This is a genomic window from Streptomyces sp. NPDC048106, from assembly GCF_040706415.1.
Taxonomy (GTDB): Bacteria; Actinomycetota; Actinomycetes; order Streptomycetales; family Streptomycetaceae; genus Streptomyces.
In genome coordinates this window covers 89,566-105,951 of record NZ_JBEZND010000001.1, presented here as the reverse complement: position 1 = coordinate 105,951, position 16,386 = coordinate 89,566, and the positions used below count along the sequence as shown (strand labels likewise).

At 69.9% G+C, this 16,386-nt stretch carries 10 protein-coding genes, 1 rRNA gene and 1 pseudogene; 3 read left to right on the top strand and 9 right to left on the bottom strand.

All coding sequences use genetic code 11. The features are described 5' to 3' along the window. Positions 1 to 54 precede the first annotated feature (54 nt). Together AB0927_RS00425 and AB0927_RS00420 are read left to right on the top strand one after the other, a co-directional pair. Positions 55 to 1,614: an Eco57I restriction-modification methylase domain-containing protein gene (locus tag AB0927_RS00425; protein WP_366665224.1), complete on the top strand. Its 1,560-nt coding sequence runs from the start codon at positions 55 to 57 to the stop codon at positions 1,612 to 1,614. A gap of 157 nt (positions 1,615 to 1,771) precedes the next feature. After that, positions 1,772 to 2,764, top strand: a complete 993-nt coding sequence (locus AB0927_RS00420; protein WP_366665223.1) for a BsuBI/PstI family type II restriction endonuclease — start codon at positions 1,772 to 1,774, stop codon at positions 2,762 to 2,764. Positions 2,765 to 2,807: 43 nt separating this feature from the next. On the opposite strand, the gene rrf is transcribed toward AB0927_RS00420, so the two are convergent. Continuing rightward, positions 2,808 to 2,924: ribosomal RNA gene (rrf, locus tag AB0927_RS00415) — 5S ribosomal RNA — on the bottom strand. 190 nt (positions 2,925 to 3,114) lie between these two features. Next, entirely contained in the window at positions 3,115 to 4,152 is a 1,038-nt protein-coding gene (locus tag AB0927_RS00410; RefSeq protein WP_366665222.1) for a macro domain-containing protein, read from the bottom strand. A gap of 178 nt (positions 4,153 to 4,330) precedes the next feature. Between AB0927_RS00410 and AB0927_RS00405 the strand changes: the two genes are divergently transcribed. Continuing rightward, a complete protein-coding gene (locus AB0927_RS00405) occupies positions 4,331 to 7,069 on the top strand; it encodes an SIR2 family protein (protein WP_366665221.1) in 2,739 nt (912 codons plus the stop codon). Between the two features lie 225 nt (positions 7,070 to 7,294). Here the strand turns inward: AB0927_RS00405 and AB0927_RS00400 are convergent. From AB0927_RS00400 to AB0927_RS00370, 7 genes and pseudogenes are all read right to left on the bottom strand, one after another. Next, positions 7,295 to 7,417: pseudogene (locus AB0927_RS00400) on the bottom strand (site-specific integrase); the annotation flags it as partial. 104 nt (positions 7,418 to 7,521) lie between these two features. Then, positions 7,522 to 8,061 carry a hypothetical protein gene (locus tag AB0927_RS00395; RefSeq protein ID WP_366665220.1) on the bottom strand — a complete coding sequence of 180 codons (540 nt, stop codon included), beginning with the start codon at positions 8,059 to 8,061 and terminating at the stop codon, positions 7,522 to 7,524. 660 nt (positions 8,062 to 8,721) lie between these two features. Continuing rightward, on the bottom strand, positions 8,722 to 9,351 hold the full coding sequence (locus tag AB0927_RS00390) for a hypothetical protein (protein ID WP_366665219.1): 630 nt from the start codon (positions 9,349 to 9,351) through the stop codon (positions 8,722 to 8,724). Continuing rightward, positions 9,351 to 10,508, bottom strand: a complete 1,158-nt coding sequence (locus AB0927_RS00385; protein ID WP_366665218.1) for an SUKH-4 family immunity protein — start codon at positions 10,506 to 10,508, stop codon at positions 9,351 to 9,353. The genes AB0927_RS00390 and AB0927_RS00385 overlap by 1 nt, the downstream gene beginning before the upstream one ends. A 148-nt stretch (positions 10,509 to 10,656) precedes the next feature. Next, on the bottom strand, positions 10,657 to 12,960 hold the full coding sequence (locus AB0927_RS00380; RefSeq protein WP_366665217.1) for a molybdopterin cofactor-binding domain-containing protein: 2,304 nt from the start codon (positions 12,958 to 12,960) through the stop codon (positions 10,657 to 10,659). Further along, positions 12,957 to 15,440, bottom strand: coding sequence for a 2Fe-2S iron-sulfur cluster-binding protein (locus tag AB0927_RS00375; protein WP_366665216.1), 2,484 nt, complete (start codon positions 15,438 to 15,440; stop codon positions 12,957 to 12,959). The genes AB0927_RS00380 and AB0927_RS00375 overlap by 4 nt, the downstream gene beginning before the upstream one ends. Then, positions 15,437 to 16,330 (bottom strand): FAD binding domain-containing protein, encoded by an 894-nt coding sequence (locus AB0927_RS00370; protein ID WP_366665215.1) that lies wholly within the window; start codon positions 16,328 to 16,330, stop codon positions 15,437 to 15,439. Before AB0927_RS00370 ends, AB0927_RS00375 begins: the two co-directional genes overlap by 4 nt. Positions 16,331 to 16,386: the final 56 nt, after the last annotated feature.

Genomic DNA, 16,386 nt, shown 5'->3' with positions numbered 1-16,386 from the left:
AAGGGTTTTCCACAGGCTCATCGGAATCCGGTGCGACCTGGCTACGCTATGCCCATGGCAACAGAGGTAGCAGCAGCGGAAACGGATCTTGTGACCCGCACGGAAGCGAGGAGGCAGGAGTCATCTTCGGCTCTTGACCCCAAGGAGCGTGCGAAGCGCGGTCAGTACTTCACGCCTGCCCCCGCTGCGGACTTCATTGCCTCGCTGGCGAGGCTGGACGGCGCAGCCCCGATTCGGCTCCTCGACCCCGGTGCCGGGGCGGGGTCTCTGACCGCCTCGGTCGTATCGCGCATCCTCCGGAAGCAGCCACGAGCCCAGATCACCGTGACCGCGTGCGAGAACGACCCACAGCTTCACGAGACCCTCTCTGCAACGTTGGAAGACTGCGCGAGCACGGCCCGAACGGCCGGCGGATGGGTAGAGACTACCCTGGTGAAGGACGACTTCATCACCTGGGCGACCGAGGATGCAGGGCTGTTCGGTGAGGATCGGGGTCCGTTCGACCTCGTAGTCATGAACCCCCCGTACAAGAAGCTGGCCGCCAACTCACGTGAGCGGAGAGCAGTCGCTGCGGCCTGCACAGAGACCTCGAACCTCTATTCGGCATTCATGGCACTGGGGATCCGCCTCCTCGCTCCAAGCGGCCAGCTCGTCGCCATCACGCCCCGAAGCTTTGCGAATGGCCCTTACTTCCGGCCGTTCCGCAAGTATCTTCTGGACCGCATGCACATTAACCGCGTGCACCTGTTTGAATCGCGAAACAAGGTATTCGCCGATACAGACGTGCTCCAGGAGAACGTGATCTTCTCGGCGACACGCACCGATAAACCTGACCGAGGCCCCATCGTCGTTTCCTCAAGCCAAAGCTACGGCGGCGAAATCCGTAGCCGCTCGATGGAGTACAGCGAGATGGTGCATCCAGATGATGGCGAGCACTTCATCCACATCAGCGCAGACGAGGAAGACGCGCAGCTCGCGGCTACTCACGCCAACCTTCCCGCCACCCTCACACAAATCGACTGTCAGGTTTCGACGGGGCGCGTGGTGGACTTTCGCTCCAAGGAGCACCTGCGAGCCGACCCAGAGGAGGGAGCGGTTCCCCTCATCTACCCGCTTCACATGCGTAACGGCGGAATCCATTGGCCCGTACCGGGCGCCAAGAAAAACAATGCGATTATACTCACCCCAGACACCGAAAAGATGACTTTCCCGTCTGGTTATTACGTCGTAGTGAAGCGGCTCTCTTCTAAGGAGGAGAAGCGCCGTGTGGTCGCTACCGTTTTCGATCCCGAAGTGGCACCACACTCCCGGATTGGATTCGAGAACCACGTAAACGTGTTCCACAGGGCAGGGGCCGGACTCCCCCGGGACGTCGCACGCGGTCTCTGCTTCTGGCTCAACTCCACCCTGCTAGACCGGCTCATTCGTCGATTCAGCGGCCACACACAGGTGAACGCGACCGACCTACGGAACCTCCGCTACCCAAGCGAAGCTCAGCTGCAGGCCATTGGTGGCGAGTGGATAGAGGATGGGTGGCCCGATCAAGAGAAGCTCGACGATCTCGTCGAACGTCACCTAGAGTTGGATGAGACCGCCTCGTCCGGCGAAGCGTAGCGTCCGCGAGCACGGCCACAGAATGGCTGATTAAGGTCGGGCATGGCGGAATCTTGCCGCCCCTCAAGGTGTGTCCCCATCACCTGGCAGCGCCCCCCGGAGGCCCTGTAGCCTGAGCCGCACTCACTGCATCGATGTGGCTGGGGAGGGCCAGCGAGTGACCAAGGCACAGCAAGAAAAGAAGCTCAAAGAGGCGAAGGAAATTCTCGCCTCTATAGGGATGCCCGCGAAGCAGCAGAACACCCGGACCGCACTGGTCCTGCTTGCGATGCTGGACCTCCGCCCGGATCAGGAATGGGCGGAGGCGAGCTCTAACACCCTCGGCATCACCGAGTGCATGGATTGGATGGCCGTCCACTATCCCGACATCCCGAAAGGGACGAAGGACCCGAGCAGGTACGCACCGAACAGCCGCGAGTCCGTGCGCAAGGAATCCGTCCACCAGCTCATCGATGCCGGCGTCCTCGTCAAAAATTCTGACGCCCCAGGACGAGCAACGAACGACAAGAACAATCGATACCACCCGAGCCAACTGGCCATAAAGGCGCTGACGACCTACGGGACCTCGGCATGGCAAGACTCGCTCGACGAATTCCACGCCGAATGGAAGAAGCTGATCGAGTTGTGGGCCGCTGAGAGGTCGGTTCACCGAGTGCCCGTCAAACTTCCTGACGGAACGGAGGTCAAGCTGAGCCCTGGCGAGCACAGCGAACTCATCGGGGCTGTCGTCGAACGCTTCGCATCGCAGTTCACCCCAGGAGGCACGGTCGTCTACCTGGGCGACACGGGCTCCAAGTGGATTGTCAACAAGCCCGAGTACCTCGCAGAGCTCGGCGTGGTCGTGGATGCCCACGGCAAGATGCCCGACGTGGTCATCCACTACACGGACAGGGACTGGCTGGTGCTCGTGGAGGCAGTCACCTCCACCGGGCCGGTCAACGGTCTACGGGTCGCGCAGCTCAAGAAGCTCTTCGAGGGAGCGCGCCCGGGGCTGGTCTTCGTCACTGCCTTCCAGACGAAGAAGAAGTTCCGACAGTTCGCAGCCGACATCGCGTGGGAAACGGAAGTCTGGGTCGCGGAAGAGGAGACGCACATGGTGCACTTCAACGGCGAGCGCTTCCTCGGCCCCTACGGCGACACTCACGAATAACCAACGAGGGCCGCCCCGCGAGGCGGAGCGGCCCTCAAGCAGATATCGGCGACGACCTACTCTCCCACGAGGTCCCCCTCGCAGTACCATCGGCGCTGGCAGTCTTAGCTTCCGGGTTCGGAATGTTGCCGGGCGTTTCCCCACCGCTATGGTCACCGAAAAACTCTATGCAAGCCCAAGGGCAAGCACTTTCGAACGAGAGTATACAGGCGGACAGGTGGTAGCTGATCACCTTGGATGCGCCGAGCGGCAGCGGGCCTACCGTTCCAGCGAACCGGCCGACGGCCCTGCCTTCCCGCCCCCGACCGGGAGCCCCGGAGTAAGTCCCTGCCGCCATGGCGATACGCGGCTCAGGCCCCCGTCGAAAGTTCGGGACGCTCGTCGAGGGCAGTCCGGCAGAGGGCCTCCTGCACGTCCGTGTACGCCAGCAGATAGACAATCCGAATGCGAGACGCGGGATGGGCTTCGAAGTAGCTCACGGTGGCTGCCAGGAGGGTATCCACAGTGCGCTGTAGATCGCTGTTGCCCCCGCCGGTTCCTAGCAGCGGCAGGACGACCGAGCGCAGTGGCTCCCCAGCCTCGGCAAGCCGATCAACCTCAGACAGGATGTTGCGGGCACACCGCGCCAGGTCCATCACCTGGCGGTAGCCAGAGCCGGGTTCCCCCTCGACCGAGGCAACATGCACGATCTTCCGGACCTGATGGCTCTCCAGCAGCTCGCCCGGCCCGGTGACCAGCACCTGGCCCGCCGACACGTGCTGCCGGCCGGCCATCCGCTCGACAAGTTCTTTGGCGATGATGTCGTCGATCAGATGTCCGGCGTCGTCCCGACGACCCCCGTGATAGCGGATCGCGGCGGAAACGGTCGGCTCGTCAACGCGGGACATCTCCATGCGGGTGTTCTCTGGGTTGACCCACACATCGACGCCATGCACGTTCGCGATATTTCCCGTGACCACACCGATCCGATGCCGCCTACTGCCACGTAGGGGGACGTCATACCGAGTGGACTGAGCGAGCGGTCGCGGGCCCTCTCCCGTGGAGCGTTCACCCACCAACTGTCGCCGCAGCGAGGTGTTCTCGCGCTGGGCCTTCTTCAACTGGGCGGTCAGTTCGTCCCGTCGACGGGTCTTGGCGAGCCAAGTGAAGGAGATCAGCATGAAGAAGGCGGCGAATCCCGCCGCGCCGCTGAGACCGAACCCTAACGCCCTACCCTCCGTCATCGAGTCCGGGAAGATCGAGAACAGGAAGAGCGCTGCGGCAAGTGAATACAGAAGGACCGAGGGGAGTTGGAGGGCGTACTGCCGCTCGGCGCGACTCGGCGCGGACGACCAGATCTGCAGGGCGATGCCAGCGACTGTGAGGATCGCTGTGATGGCGAGCTGCAACGGACTCAACGGTGGCGTCCCCTCTGCCTCGGACCCGACACGGGCTGATCATAAGGGTCGCCGCCCTATCCGTGATCGGCGAACCAGAGCCATTTAGAGGTGGCTTGAAATCATTCGTGTGGCGTGGGGGCGCAACGAGAGGTGTGCACCTCCCGAGCCGCAGTGGTTGGATCGGTTCATGGGTCCTATCGACTTCGGCGACATCACCGACCTCAAGATCCGCCTCCGGTTCCTGGCAGAGGAGGCCGACCGTCGCCTTGTCACTGTCTTCGGTTCGGGGATCAGCAGCGAGGTCCTCCCCAGCGTCCCCCAGCTCACGGACATCTTCCGGGAGCACGTCCCGAAGGCGGGCCTGGCCAGGTTCGACGAGACCGTCACCGACGCCGCGGACCCCGGCCTCAAGTACCAGAATGCGGCGGCAGTGTTGACCAAGCAGGCAGGTGAGCCGACGGTCATGCGGGCGATCCGGAAGGCTGTGCTCCAGGCGTGCCCCGACGTGCATGAGAAGGATGTGGCGGATGTCGCTAGGGACGAGGAGCGCTGCCGAGAGTACGCGAGGACGGGAAAGTGGCTCATTCCCCGCGGGTACCAGCGGTTTGCGCAGTTCTTTGCGTCGCTGAGCGGGCGAGCACGGGGCCCGATCATCACGACAAACTTCGACCCGCTGATCGAGATCGCCCTCCGTCAGGTCGGCATTCCAGCGATGCCGATCCCGATTCCAACCGACACCGTCCCCGCGATGGCGCAGCTGGACGAAGCCATCGCCCACCCCGTGCTGCATATTCACGGCTACTGGACCGGCAAGGCTTCGAGCAACGTACCGACAAGGATCACCTCCGCCCGCCCCGGCCTGGACGATGTGCTGAGACGGCTGCTCACTAACTCGGTCGTGCTGGTGGTGGGCTACAGCGGGTGGCTCGACAGCTTCATGAGAAGCATGCGCAGCCAGGTCCTCGACAACAAGGCCGACCTGCTGGAGGCAGAGGTTCTCTGGGCGGCGTATGAAACAGATGCCGCGGCTGTAACGAGCGGCGCTCTGGGTGACTTCGTGGGTGCTCCCGGCTTCACCCTCTACCTCGGTGTCGACGGGCACGAACTATTCACCGACGAGGTGGAGCAGGACGAGACAGAAACCGAGGAGACCGCTTCTCACTACGGCTACTCGCGGGTGCCGCGTACTTTGGCTGACTCGGCCTCGTACCAGCCGGCGGCCTTCGCGGAGGGCAGCCAGCCGGTGTGGGCGGACGCCGCGCCGGGCTGCTGGCCCGTGCTCAGTTCAACGGCCTCCTTGGAGCAGAAGGTGGTCGAATGCCTGCGGGTCGGCGGTGGCGGCGGTGCGGTGGCCATCGGTCCGCTCGGCGAGGGCAAGTCCCTGGCCCTGCGCCAGGTGGCGCACGGGGTGGCGAGCTCAAGACCTGAGTGGAACGTGCTGTGGCGGGAACCGGGCGCACCGCGGTTGACCAAGGACTGGCTGAACGACGTCCGCGCGGCCGGAAAGAGCCTGATCTGCGTCGACGAGGCCGACCTGATCACGGACGACTTGGCGTCCACGAAGGACGTCTGGGCGTCCGAGGGGTCCGGCATCGCCTTTCTGCTCGCCAGCCAAGACCGGCTGTGGTGGCAGGGCGCCGGTTCGACGCTACGACCGTGGATCGAGGACGTCCTGTTCCACGGCATCACCAACGACGACGCCAGGAACATCGCCCTGACCTGGCAGGGGCTTGGACTGCTGCCGAACGGCAGCCAGGAAATCGACACCGTCGCGGAGCGCCTCGCGGCCTCGGCCGGCGCCATGGCCGCCGAGAGCAACACGCTCTTCGGAGCGGTTCTCGATGTCCGGTACGGGGCGAGTCTGGGTGCCCGTGTGGAGGATCTGGTGCGCAAGCTGCACGAGATCAAGCTGACGGACTCCGTCGACCTTGGCGACATCTTCGGGGGCATCTGCGTGATGCAGCACGCGCTCGACACGGACGGCAACCGCGGCAAGGGGGCAAGCAGGTCGGTGATCGCGGCCATGGCGGGGCTCGACCCCGTCTTCGCCGACGGAAAGATCCTGCAAACGCTCGGCCGGGAGGCCGCAGTGACCTTCGCTGGCAACCGTGTCTACTGCCGGCATCCCTCCATCGCTGCGACGGTGGTCGACTACCTACACCGAGAAGAAACCGCCTCGAAGGTCTACGAACTTGTGGGCCAAGCTGGCGGAGAGCGCCTGGTGAAGAAGGCTTCAACCCTCGAGGGCTATCGCGATGCCTACCTGCTGTCCCGCTCCCTGTCGGCACCCGAGTCAGTGTGGGCGGCGAAGGGAGCAGTGCAGGGCACCGGCCGCAAGATCCTCGAGTCACGGGTGTCCCTGCTGCGGGCCCTTCGTTTGGAAGGGCAGCAGAGAGCCGGTGCCTACGCTAGAAATCTCGCGCCTGAGCTTACGGACTACGACGACTACCACGGGGCGGTCAGGGCGTTCCTTGTGGAGTTCTCGATCTCGCTCCGGGACGAAGCGGAGACCCAGACATCGGCCGGCCTCGCGGCTCTAGCGCTGGATGACCATGTCGGCTTCACGCTTGACAAGGACCGGGCAGGCTACGCGCTGGTGAGCCTTGCCAAGTCAGCCGCGGCGCTGAGCACCCAGACCCACGACGCGGCCGCCAAAGATGCCCCCGCCCTCTGTTCCATCCTGTTGGAACGCGTCCGCGGAGAGGAAAACGCTTCGAAGTACCTGGGTCGCTACTCCCCTCCAGCGCATGATGAGTTGCGGCAGATGTCGACCGTCAAGCTCTGCGGCCGGCTGGCAACGATGTTCAGCAAGGCTGCTACGCAGGCGCTCCAGGCGACCAAGGTCGATGTGGAGACGCGCGGGGTGCTGTCTTTCGACACCCTGCGCCGACTGGCTGACCGCCCTCGCTGGTCGGCCGGTAGGTGACACGCAACCGCTGCCAAACGGAGCAGGGTCTGGTTGCAGTTCTGGTTGCATTCACCCCCGTCCGGCCCAGTCCGGACGGGGCCACCCCGAACGCTCCGCCGCAGGTCAGGACGCATACGACTCCGCCCGGACCCCCGTACGAACATTTGGAAAGCGTGTTGGGGCAACCCCTCACGCCAGACTGCTGGCGGCCTTGCACTCGCGCTCCTACCCCTCGGCGGGCTGCCGGAGCGTGGCGACCAGCGGGCCCGGGAGCGGCACCGCACGACGGCCCACCGGAGACTTCGTGTTCTTGGTCTCCCGCCGGACCTGCCCCCGGTCCGGGCGGTACCCGACTGCTGCCCGACCGTCGTTCTAGTCTTCCCCGCCAGCACCTCACCGAGCACGATGCCGAAGCATCCCACCGTAAGGTGGGGCCCTTCGGTGTGAGGTTGTCGTGGCCCCCGAACCGCCTACGCGCGGTTGCCCTCATTCCAGATGTAGATACTGGTCGTGTCGCCGCCGTACCAGCTTTCCGGCCCAACCTCAGCCGTGAGAGACGGGTACTCTCTGATGGACTCCCGAACCTCGGCCAGGTCCACTTGCCCATACGGCTGGTTGAAGACAAGAGCGGGCCTCCCGGAGTTCCGGGAAAGCCAAGTGGTCGTATGGTCGTAGAACTCCGGTTTGCCTAGGCACTCCCTCTTGGCGCAGCGGCCCTTGTCGAGCCAATGCAACCCAGAAGAACATCCCGTGTTGCCGATCTTGAGATCGTGCTGGTTCGCCCAGTCCAGCAGGCTTGCGCGCATTGGGACGTAGACGTTCGGGCCGTAGGGCCAGAGGACGCCGTCCTCGTCACGGTTGAGTACGCCCCGGGCACGCTCATCCAGAGACCTGACCAGTTCCTTCTGGTCGGTGCTCTGACAGCGCCAACACCACCACTGCGCTTCGCCGATCCCGGAGCCGAAGTACAGTCCCTGATGGGACCGGCCACACCCCTCGCAGACTTGCACGATCTTACTCCTTCGCTTCTCGTCGGGACCGGATCGGCACCATGAGCCACGGTCCTGAACCACCTGGATTCTCCGGGTATGACCTGGGCTTCTGCCCGAACCATCCCAATCACAGGCCCATCCTCGCGCAGGGCTGACTTCAGCGGGCCCTGAATGACAGAGCTGGCCCAAGTGCCTCGGTGGGATCTCTAGCGCTGCCCGTTGTCCTGTTCCTTCTCCAAGGCGCCGAGGGCCGCCACCGTTCACTGCGGTACGCGCACCCCTCCTGACGTGTCCGGTGAACCCCCTGAACGCCCCCATACGGCTACGCGCAAGGTCAGGGGATGAACAGCCCCTGCCATTCGCCGACCGCGGCGTGCTTCGTCTCAGTTGACGTTCGCCGACTGGCCACCAGTGGGCGTCTCGCCAGCGAGGACGGTGTCGCAGGGACGCTCCGGCCGTCTCAGTTTCCGTCTCGTTCATTGCCGTACATTGCCGTCCAGGGCTGTTCACCGTGCTCCTCTGGGCGCAACATCCGTATGGCTCTGGACATCGACGGACGGGACTGGATCAAGCTCTGACCAGAGCAGACAAACCTGCAGAGCGAGTTACGCGGGTTCGATTCCCGCCACGGCCTCCAGAGACGACAACCGAACCCCACGGAGCTCCGCCCTCGGGGAGTTACGCGGGTTCAGGTCCGGCCGCGGGGAGGTCCACGTCCTCCAGGTTCTGGGGCTGGACGAAGCGGTGGCCGTCGGCGACTCCTGTTCGCTGGTTCGCGTCGGCTGGGTCGATCCTGTGGAGGGACCCGTCACGCGTGCGCTGCCAGTGCGTTCCCTCGGCGTCGCGGAAGGCGATGCTCACGCCGACGACGCGCTCCATGACCGGTGCGGCGTCGGGGGCCGCGTCCAGGTAGGCGCTGGCGATCACGGGTTCCGGCGTCGGCGGGAGGATGACGCGGTCCTGCCAGCGGATCGGGCGGTCGCTGAAGTCGACCCAGACGAAGACCCCGACCGCGTAGACGGGCAGCCGGGAGCTGTTCACCAGGTAGATGTCGGGAAAGAAGCTCTCACGGCACAGCACCACGCTCGTCGCCAGGCTGTCCGAGTGGTCGCCGCCGAACGCGCGCCCGAGCCAGACCGCGACGCTGGAGGCCTGGTCCGCCTGCCGTTGACGCTCCTGCTCGCGGTCCCGCTCGCGCTCGACCCGGATCATGTGGAACGCGGCGCGCGCTCCGTAGACCGCGGCGCCCAGGGCCGCCCAGGTGCCCACGGCGCCGACCCACGCGGCGAGATCCGCGCTCGACGGCATCAGAGCACCCCGCCCGCCTCGTCCTGGAACGTCTGCGTCCAGTAGTGCCAGGTGGTGCCCGGCAGGGTGGCCGTGGGGTCGATCGTGGTCAGGGTGTGGAGCATCGCGGCGGCCAGTTGGTCGTAGGACGCCGTCGTCAGTTCGTGGGACAGGTGCTGGTCGATGGTGCGTTCGTGGTGGAGGAGCCAGAGGGTGAAGGCGAGGGTGGAGACGTCGGTGTTGAGGGGGTAGAGGGCGGCCTCGGGCTCGGAGAAGGTGAGGACGGCGCCCGTACGGCCGTCGACCACCAGGCTGTTGTCCTCCACCAGGTAGCCGAGGCGGATCAAGTGGTCGCAGTGGGCGGGGAGTTCGGCCAGCGGGTAGTCGCCGTGGTCCTGGGTGAAGTACTCGCGCAGGGTCGGCAGCGGGGCGTCCGGGTCGGCGAAGAAGAGGACCGCTTCCTCGGGCAGCCCGGTCTCGCGCAGGAAGCGGCGGGTCGGCTCGTGGGTGAGCGTGGCCGGGAAGTCGACGTCCTCGAAGCGGGCCACCCGGCCGTGCCCGAACTCCTGGTCGAGGACGCGCGCGGGGAGGTCCAGGGTGAGGCCGGACGCCGTGCCCGGTCCCGCGGCCAGGGCGAGCGGACGGATCAGCGCCGCCGCCTTCCAGTACGGGGGCACCCGGCCGTCCGTGCCCTCCTCGAACAGCGCGAGGAGGCGGCGCGAGGCCTCGGCGACCGTCTGGGGGCCGTACTGGCCCGCGAGGGAGGCGAACCGGCCGCGCAGGCCCGCCAGTTCCTCGGTGACCGCGGCGAAGCGCAGCAGCGTGGCCAGGGAGGGCGCGAAGGGGCGCCACGCGGACGGGTCGTGCAGATACGCCGTCGTGACCTCGCCCGTGTCGCCGTCGAGCAGGATCGACTCCCGCTCCATGCCGGCCGGGCTGAGCAGCTCGCCTATCACCAGGCGGTCCCGCAGCTCCTCGGCGAGCTGCGCGGGCCCGTCCGCGGCGTCCGCGAGGGTGCGCAGGCCGTACGCGCGCAGCGGTGAGAAGGTCAGCACATCGGTGACGGCGGGCAGCCCGGGACCCGCGAGCAGGCCGCGCGTCGCCGCGTGCGTGACATGGCGGTCCAGCTCGGCCTCGGTCAGTGTGATCGCCACCGTCCCGGCATCCGTCGTACTCATCGCTCCCCCGCGGACTCGCCCGTGCGTGCCAAGTGCGGGCGCCCGGCTGCGGCGGCTCCCCCACTGCTGCGCAGACTACGCCGCCCCACTGACAACGCCCCTCGCGGGAGGAGACGTCAGGCGGGCCCGGTGCGTTGCCCGCCGGCGGTCACTGGGTCGTGACCACCGCGGCCTGGGGGCGGATCGGGAGCCGGTTGACCGGGCGGCCGGTGGCCGCGCGGACGGCGGAGGCGATGGCCGCGGGGGACGTCACCACCGGGACCGCGCTGACCGACTTGGCGCCGAAGGGCGCGACCACGTCCCGCTCCTCCACCAGCTTGACGATCCGGATGTCCGGCGCGTCCAGCGCGGTCGGCAGGGCGTACCCGGTCAGGTCGGGGTGGCGGATCAGCCCGCGCGGCGTGCGCAGGTTCTCCGTGAGCGCGATGCCCACGCCCTGGGTGACGCCCGCCTCGATCCGGGCCGCCAGCTGGGCGGGGTTGAGCACCCGGCCCACGTCCTGGGCGACGGCCAGCTCCACCACCCGGACCGAGCCCAGCTCGATGTCCACGTCCACCACCGCGCGGATCGCGCAGAACGCGAGGCCCACGAACGCGTCGCCCTGCCCGGTGGCGTCCAGCGGCTCGGTGGGGTGCGGGCGGCACTGCGCGGTGGCCCACAGCTCCTTGCCGTCCAGCGCCTCGGTGACGGTGGTCGACAGCACCCCGTCGTACGACGTGATCCTGCCGTCGTCGATCTGGAGCAGCTCGGTCGACATGCCGAACTTGTGGGCCAGCGGCTGGAGAAGCTGCGTGCGGACCATCTTCGCCGCCCGCTCCACCGCGCCGCCCGACACCCAGGTGTGCCGGCCCCGGCAGCCCGCGCCGGACGGGGGCTGGTCGGTGTCGACCGGGGCGACGTGGACCACCTCGATGCCCAGGGTGTCCTGGACGATCTGCCGGGCCAGCGTGGTGAATCCCTGGCCGGTCTCCACGGCCGCGCACAGCACGGTGGCGACGCCGTCGTGGACCTTGACCGTCGCCGTGGACACCTCGTCGGCGCCCTCCGCGCCGAGCATGTGCACCATGCCGAGGCCGTAGCCGACACCCCGGCGCACCGCGCCCGGCTCGCCCGCGCCCTCGGGGCCGCCGGGCAGCAGCCAGTCCTCCTCCGGGGTGTCCTTGGGCAGCGCCGGGAGCGGGAAGTCCCGTACCGCCTGGAGGAGTTCGGCGACCGGCGCCGGGCAGGTCACGGTCTGGCCGATCGGCAGCACGTCGCCGGTCGCGAGCACGTTGCGCAGCCGCAGTTCGGCCGGGTCCACCTCAAGCTTCCGGGCCAGCTTGTCCATCTGGGCCTCGTACGCGGCGCACACCTGCATCGCGCCCTCGCCGCGCACATGGCCGGAGGGCGGGTTGTTGGTGCGTACGGCCCAGCCCTCGATGAACGCGTTCGGGACGACGTACGGCCCGCACGCGAACGAGACGGCGGCCGCCAGCGCGTCCGCGGAGGTGTCGGCGTACGCGCCCGCGTCCAGCAGGATCTGCGCCTCCACCTTCACCAGGTTGCCCTCGGCGTCGGCGTGGTGGCGGTAGCGCAGCAGGGTGGGGTGGCGGTGCGGGTGGCCGAGGAAGGACTCCTCGCGGCTCGCGGCGAGCTTCACCGGGCAGCCGGTGCGCAGCGCCAGCAGGCCGAGCGGGAGCTGGAAGCTCTGGTCCTCGCGGTCGGCGGTGGCGCCGGGCACCCCGGTGACCACGATCTTCACCCGATCGGGGGACAGCCCGAAGCAGGCCGCGGCGGTGTCGCGGTCGTGGTGCGGGTCGGTGGAGGCCAGGTACAGCTCCACCCCGCCGTCGGGGCGCGGCACCGCGAGACCGGCCTCGGCGCCGATCGGGGCCGGGTCCTGGCGGCCGATGCGGTACAGCCCCTCGACGACGACCTCGCCGACCGCCTCCGCGTCGCCGTGGCGCAGCGGGATGTGCCGGATCAGGTTGCCGTCGGGGTGCAGCGGTTCGGCCTCGAACGCATGCTCGGGGTCGGTCACCGGGTCGAGGATCTCGTACTCGACGATGATCGCGGCCGCGGCCATCCGCGCGGTGTCCGGGTGGTCGGCGGCGACGGCGGCGATGGGCTCGCCGTGGTGGCGTACGACCTCGGCGGCGAACACCGGCCGGTCGGGGGTGCCCCGGCCGTGGCGGGGGGTGCCCGGCACGTCCTCGTGGGTGATGACGGCGCGCACGCCGGGCATCTCGCGGGCGTGGGAGGTGTCGACGGACACGATCCGCGCGTGCGCGTGCGGGGAGCGCAGGACGGCCGCCCAGAGCAGGCCCTCGGCCCACAGGTCGGCGGCGTACGGGAAGGTGCCCTCGGTCTTCGCCCGGGCGTCCGCGTGCGGCAGCGAGACGCCGAGGCCGTGCGGGGCCTGCTCGGGCTCGGCGGCGGGTTCCGTGGCGGCGGTGGCGGCTTCGTTGCTCACGCCTGGCCTCCGTCCTGGCCGTAGTGCTGGTCGTACGGGCCGGGCGTGTCGCCGTAGCCGTCAGGGGTGGGTGGCGGCGTGTCGAACACGCCCGGCGCCTCGAACACCGACGGGTTGCCGCCGGAGCCGGGGCCCGCCTGATGCGGGACCCGCGTGTCGTCGGCCGCGTCGGTGGCCCCCGCCTCCGCCTCGGCGGCGCGGGCGGCCTCGCGTTCGGCGACGACCTCCTGGACGGCCTGTACGACGCCCCGGTAGCCGGAGCAGCGGCACAGGTTGCCGCACAGGGCCTGCCGGGTCTCCAGCTCGGTCGGCGCGGGGTTGCCCTCCAGCAGGTCGTGCGCGGTCATCGCCATGCCGGGCACGCAGAAACCGCACTGCACGGCGCCGCAACGGGCCAGCGCGCGCTGTACGTCCGAGGGCCGCCCGTCCTGGGCCAGCCCCTCCACCGTCCGCACCTCGGTCCCGGCCGCGGTGACCGCGGGCACCAGGCAGGAGGCCACCAGCCGCCCGTCGACCTGCACGTTGCAGGCCCCGCACTCACCCTGCGAGCACCCGTCCTTCGCGCCCGCGAGCCCGAGCCGCTCGCGCAGCACGTACAGCAGCGACTCCCCGATCCAGGCGTCGGTGACGGGCCGGTCGGCGCCGTTGACGCGCAGCACGTAGGAGGCGAGGGGGTGGTCGTCGTTCGGCGGGAGGGGGGCGGGCGCTTCGGCCTGCTCGGGCTCCTCGGGCCGTGCGGACCCGGCGTCGTCCGGGGCGTCGGCGTGTCCGGACGCGTCGGACGGGGTGTCCGGCGTGTCGCCGTCGTGCGCCGGCGCGGGGGTGGTGGGTGCGGCGGGCGCGGGCGCGGGCGTGTCGGACCGCTGCCCGGGAACGCCGGGCGCGGGCACGCCGGACCGCTGCCCGGGTACGGCGGGGGCGGACGGTTCGCCGGTGGGCGACGGGGTCCCGTGCGCCGGCGTGGCGGCCTCGGGCCCGGTGGCCGGGTCCGCGTGTTCCGCGGGGCCGCCGACGGGGGCCTCGGGGCCCGTGGCGGGGCCGTGGACGTCCGCGTCCGGTCCGACCGGGACCCCGGCGGGCGGGGTGTGGTGCGCCGGGTGCCCGTCCTGCTGGTGGGCGCCCGGGGAGGGGTACGACGGCTCGCTCGACGGCGCCGGGATGTACGGGGTGCCGGGTCGGTCCGGCTGGGCATGACCCGACTCGGGGTGCGCCTGCTCGGGGTACGCCTGCTCGGGATGCGTCGGTTCGGGGTGAGCGGCCTGCTCGCGCGGGTCCTGCTCGTGGCCCGCCTGGCCAGGTGTGTCCCGCGTCCCGGGCACCTGGTCCTGCGGTGAGTGCGGATGCGCGCCCGGTACGGCACCGCCCTGCGGGTGCGCGCTCGGGGTGGGGCCCGTCCGGGCGGCCTGGCCGAGCGGGCCCTCTATGCGGTCGTCCAGCCCGTGCGCGGCGTGTTCCTGCGCCCCGTGGGGATCCTGCACGGCCGCGTCGTCCGCCTGGCCGGGCTGCTCGTACCCGCCCTGGCCGTAGGCACCCTGGTCGCCCGGTGCCTCCGCGCCCGGCGCGTGTGCTGCGAGGTCGTGCGCGCCCGGCGCCGCCCCCGCCTGCCCGGCCGTGCCCGGCTCGTACGCGCCGGGCACGGGACCACCCTGCCCGTACGCGTCACGCCCCAGCGTGTCCTGGCCGTACGCGCCGCCCTGCGCATCCTGCTCGTACGCGCCCTGCGCACGCGCCTGGCGGCGCGCCCGCGCACTCCCGACCTGCTGCCGCACATCCTCCGCGCGCCCGGCGTCGAAGTCCCCGTCCCCGGCGTGTCCGCCGGTCCCCGGGTCGTACGCCTCGGCGCCGTACCCCTCGCCGCCCCCGAACGCGTCCGGGCCCGGAGCCGCGCCCTGCGTGGCCTCCCCCTGGTCTCCCCAGGGCTGCCCCGCGTTCGTGGCCCAAGGCGCCGGCGCACCACCCGGGAGCGTGGCCGGTGGCGTGCCACCCCACTGCTCCACCAGGGCCGACGTCGTGAACTCGCCCGACTCGTCCGGAAGTTCCCCGCCGGCGACCGGGATGGACCACTGTCCGGTGACGTCGTGGCCGGGCGCCGCGGAGGGCGCGGGCTCCTCGAAGTTCCAGTGCTGCGTGGCCGCGGGGTCGTACGTGAAGCGGTCGCTGCCCTGCGTCGCTCCCTGCCCGGTGTCCGGGTCGGGCCACTGGCCGCCGCCCTGCCCGCCGTTCGGGTCGGGCCAGTGGGCGCCGCCCTCCGGCGCGGGCCAGCCGCCGGTGCCGTCGTCCGCCGGGGCCTGCGGGATGCTCGGCGGCACGTAGCCGTGCCCCGGCGCGGCCAGCGGGCTGTCACCGGACAGCAGGGCGTCTATGCCGCCCTCGGGGAGCTTGACGAAGGCGGTGGCGCCGTCGTCGTAGTCGCCCTGGGGCAGCGGGTTCCAGCGCCCGCCGCCCTCGGGCGTGCCCTCTCCGTGCTGGTCGTCGGTCACGACAGCGCCCTCCCCAGTGCTCGTCGGGCCAGCGCGGCGACGGTGCGCCGCAGGTGCAGTACGGCGGGCGGCAGCGACGGCACCGTGCCGTCCGCCTCCGGCGCCGGGTCGGGGATGCAGGCCGCGGCGACGTACTCGCCGAAGGCGCGGAGCGCCTCGGGGACGAGCGTGCGGTCGTTGTCCCAGTCGATGAGCCGCGCGACCCACTGCTCGGCCTCCAGCGGCCGCAGCGGCATCGGCGCTATGGCCCCGACCGCGCAGCGCACACCGCGCCGGGCGGGGTCGAGGACGAGGGCCACGGAGGCCAGCGCGCGGCCGGGTCCGGTGCGGCCGGTCGCCTTGAGGAAGACCTGCGGGGCGTGCAGCAGCGGCACCCGCACGAAGCCGATGAGTTCGCCGGCGCCCAGCATCTCCACGCCCGCCAGCAGGTGCGAGACCGGGACCTCCCGGCGCGCCCCGCCGGGTCCCGCGACGATCAGCGTCGCCTCCAGCGCGGCGAGCACCGGCAGCGCGTCCCCGGTGGGCGCGGCGGAGGCGATGTTGCCGCCCAGGGTGCCCGCGTTGCGGATGTGCGGCGGGCCCGCGGCGCGCGCGGCGGCGGCGAGCGCCGGGATGAGCGCCGCGAAGTCGGGGCGGCCCATGCGCGCGTGGGTGAGTCCGGCGCCGAGCAGCGCGTGGCCGTCCTGGTACTGCCAGCCGCGGATCTCGCTGATCCGGCCGAGGCCGACCAGGGCCGCGGGCCTGAGCTGCCCGGAGTTGACGGCGGCCATGAGGTCGGTGCCGCCCGCGACCGGGACCGCGGTGGGCCTCGCGGCGAGCGCCGCCACCGCCTCGTCCAGCGTCGTGGGCAGGGTGACGGCCTGCCCCGCCTGCGGTGCGTGCGTGGTCAACCCGGCTGCCCCTTCCCGCTGCCCCACCTGGTCCCGCCTGTTGCGCCGTACGGTAC

Coding starts and splice junctions, on each gene's coding strand:
- AB0927_RS00390 (WP_366665219.1), bottom strand. CDS start 9,351: ATGCCGTCGAGCGCGGATCTCGCCGCGTGGGTCGGCGCCGTGGGCACC.
- AB0927_RS00425 (WP_366665224.1), top strand. CDS start 55: ATGGCAACAGAGGTAGCAGCAGCGGAAACGGATCTTGTGACCCGCACG.
- AB0927_RS00405 (WP_366665221.1), top strand. CDS start 4,331: ATGGGTCCTATCGACTTCGGCGACATCACCGACCTCAAGATCCGCCTC.
- AB0927_RS00385 (WP_366665218.1), bottom strand. CDS start 10,508: ATGAGTACGACGGATGCCGGGACGGTGGCGATCACACTGACCGAGGCC.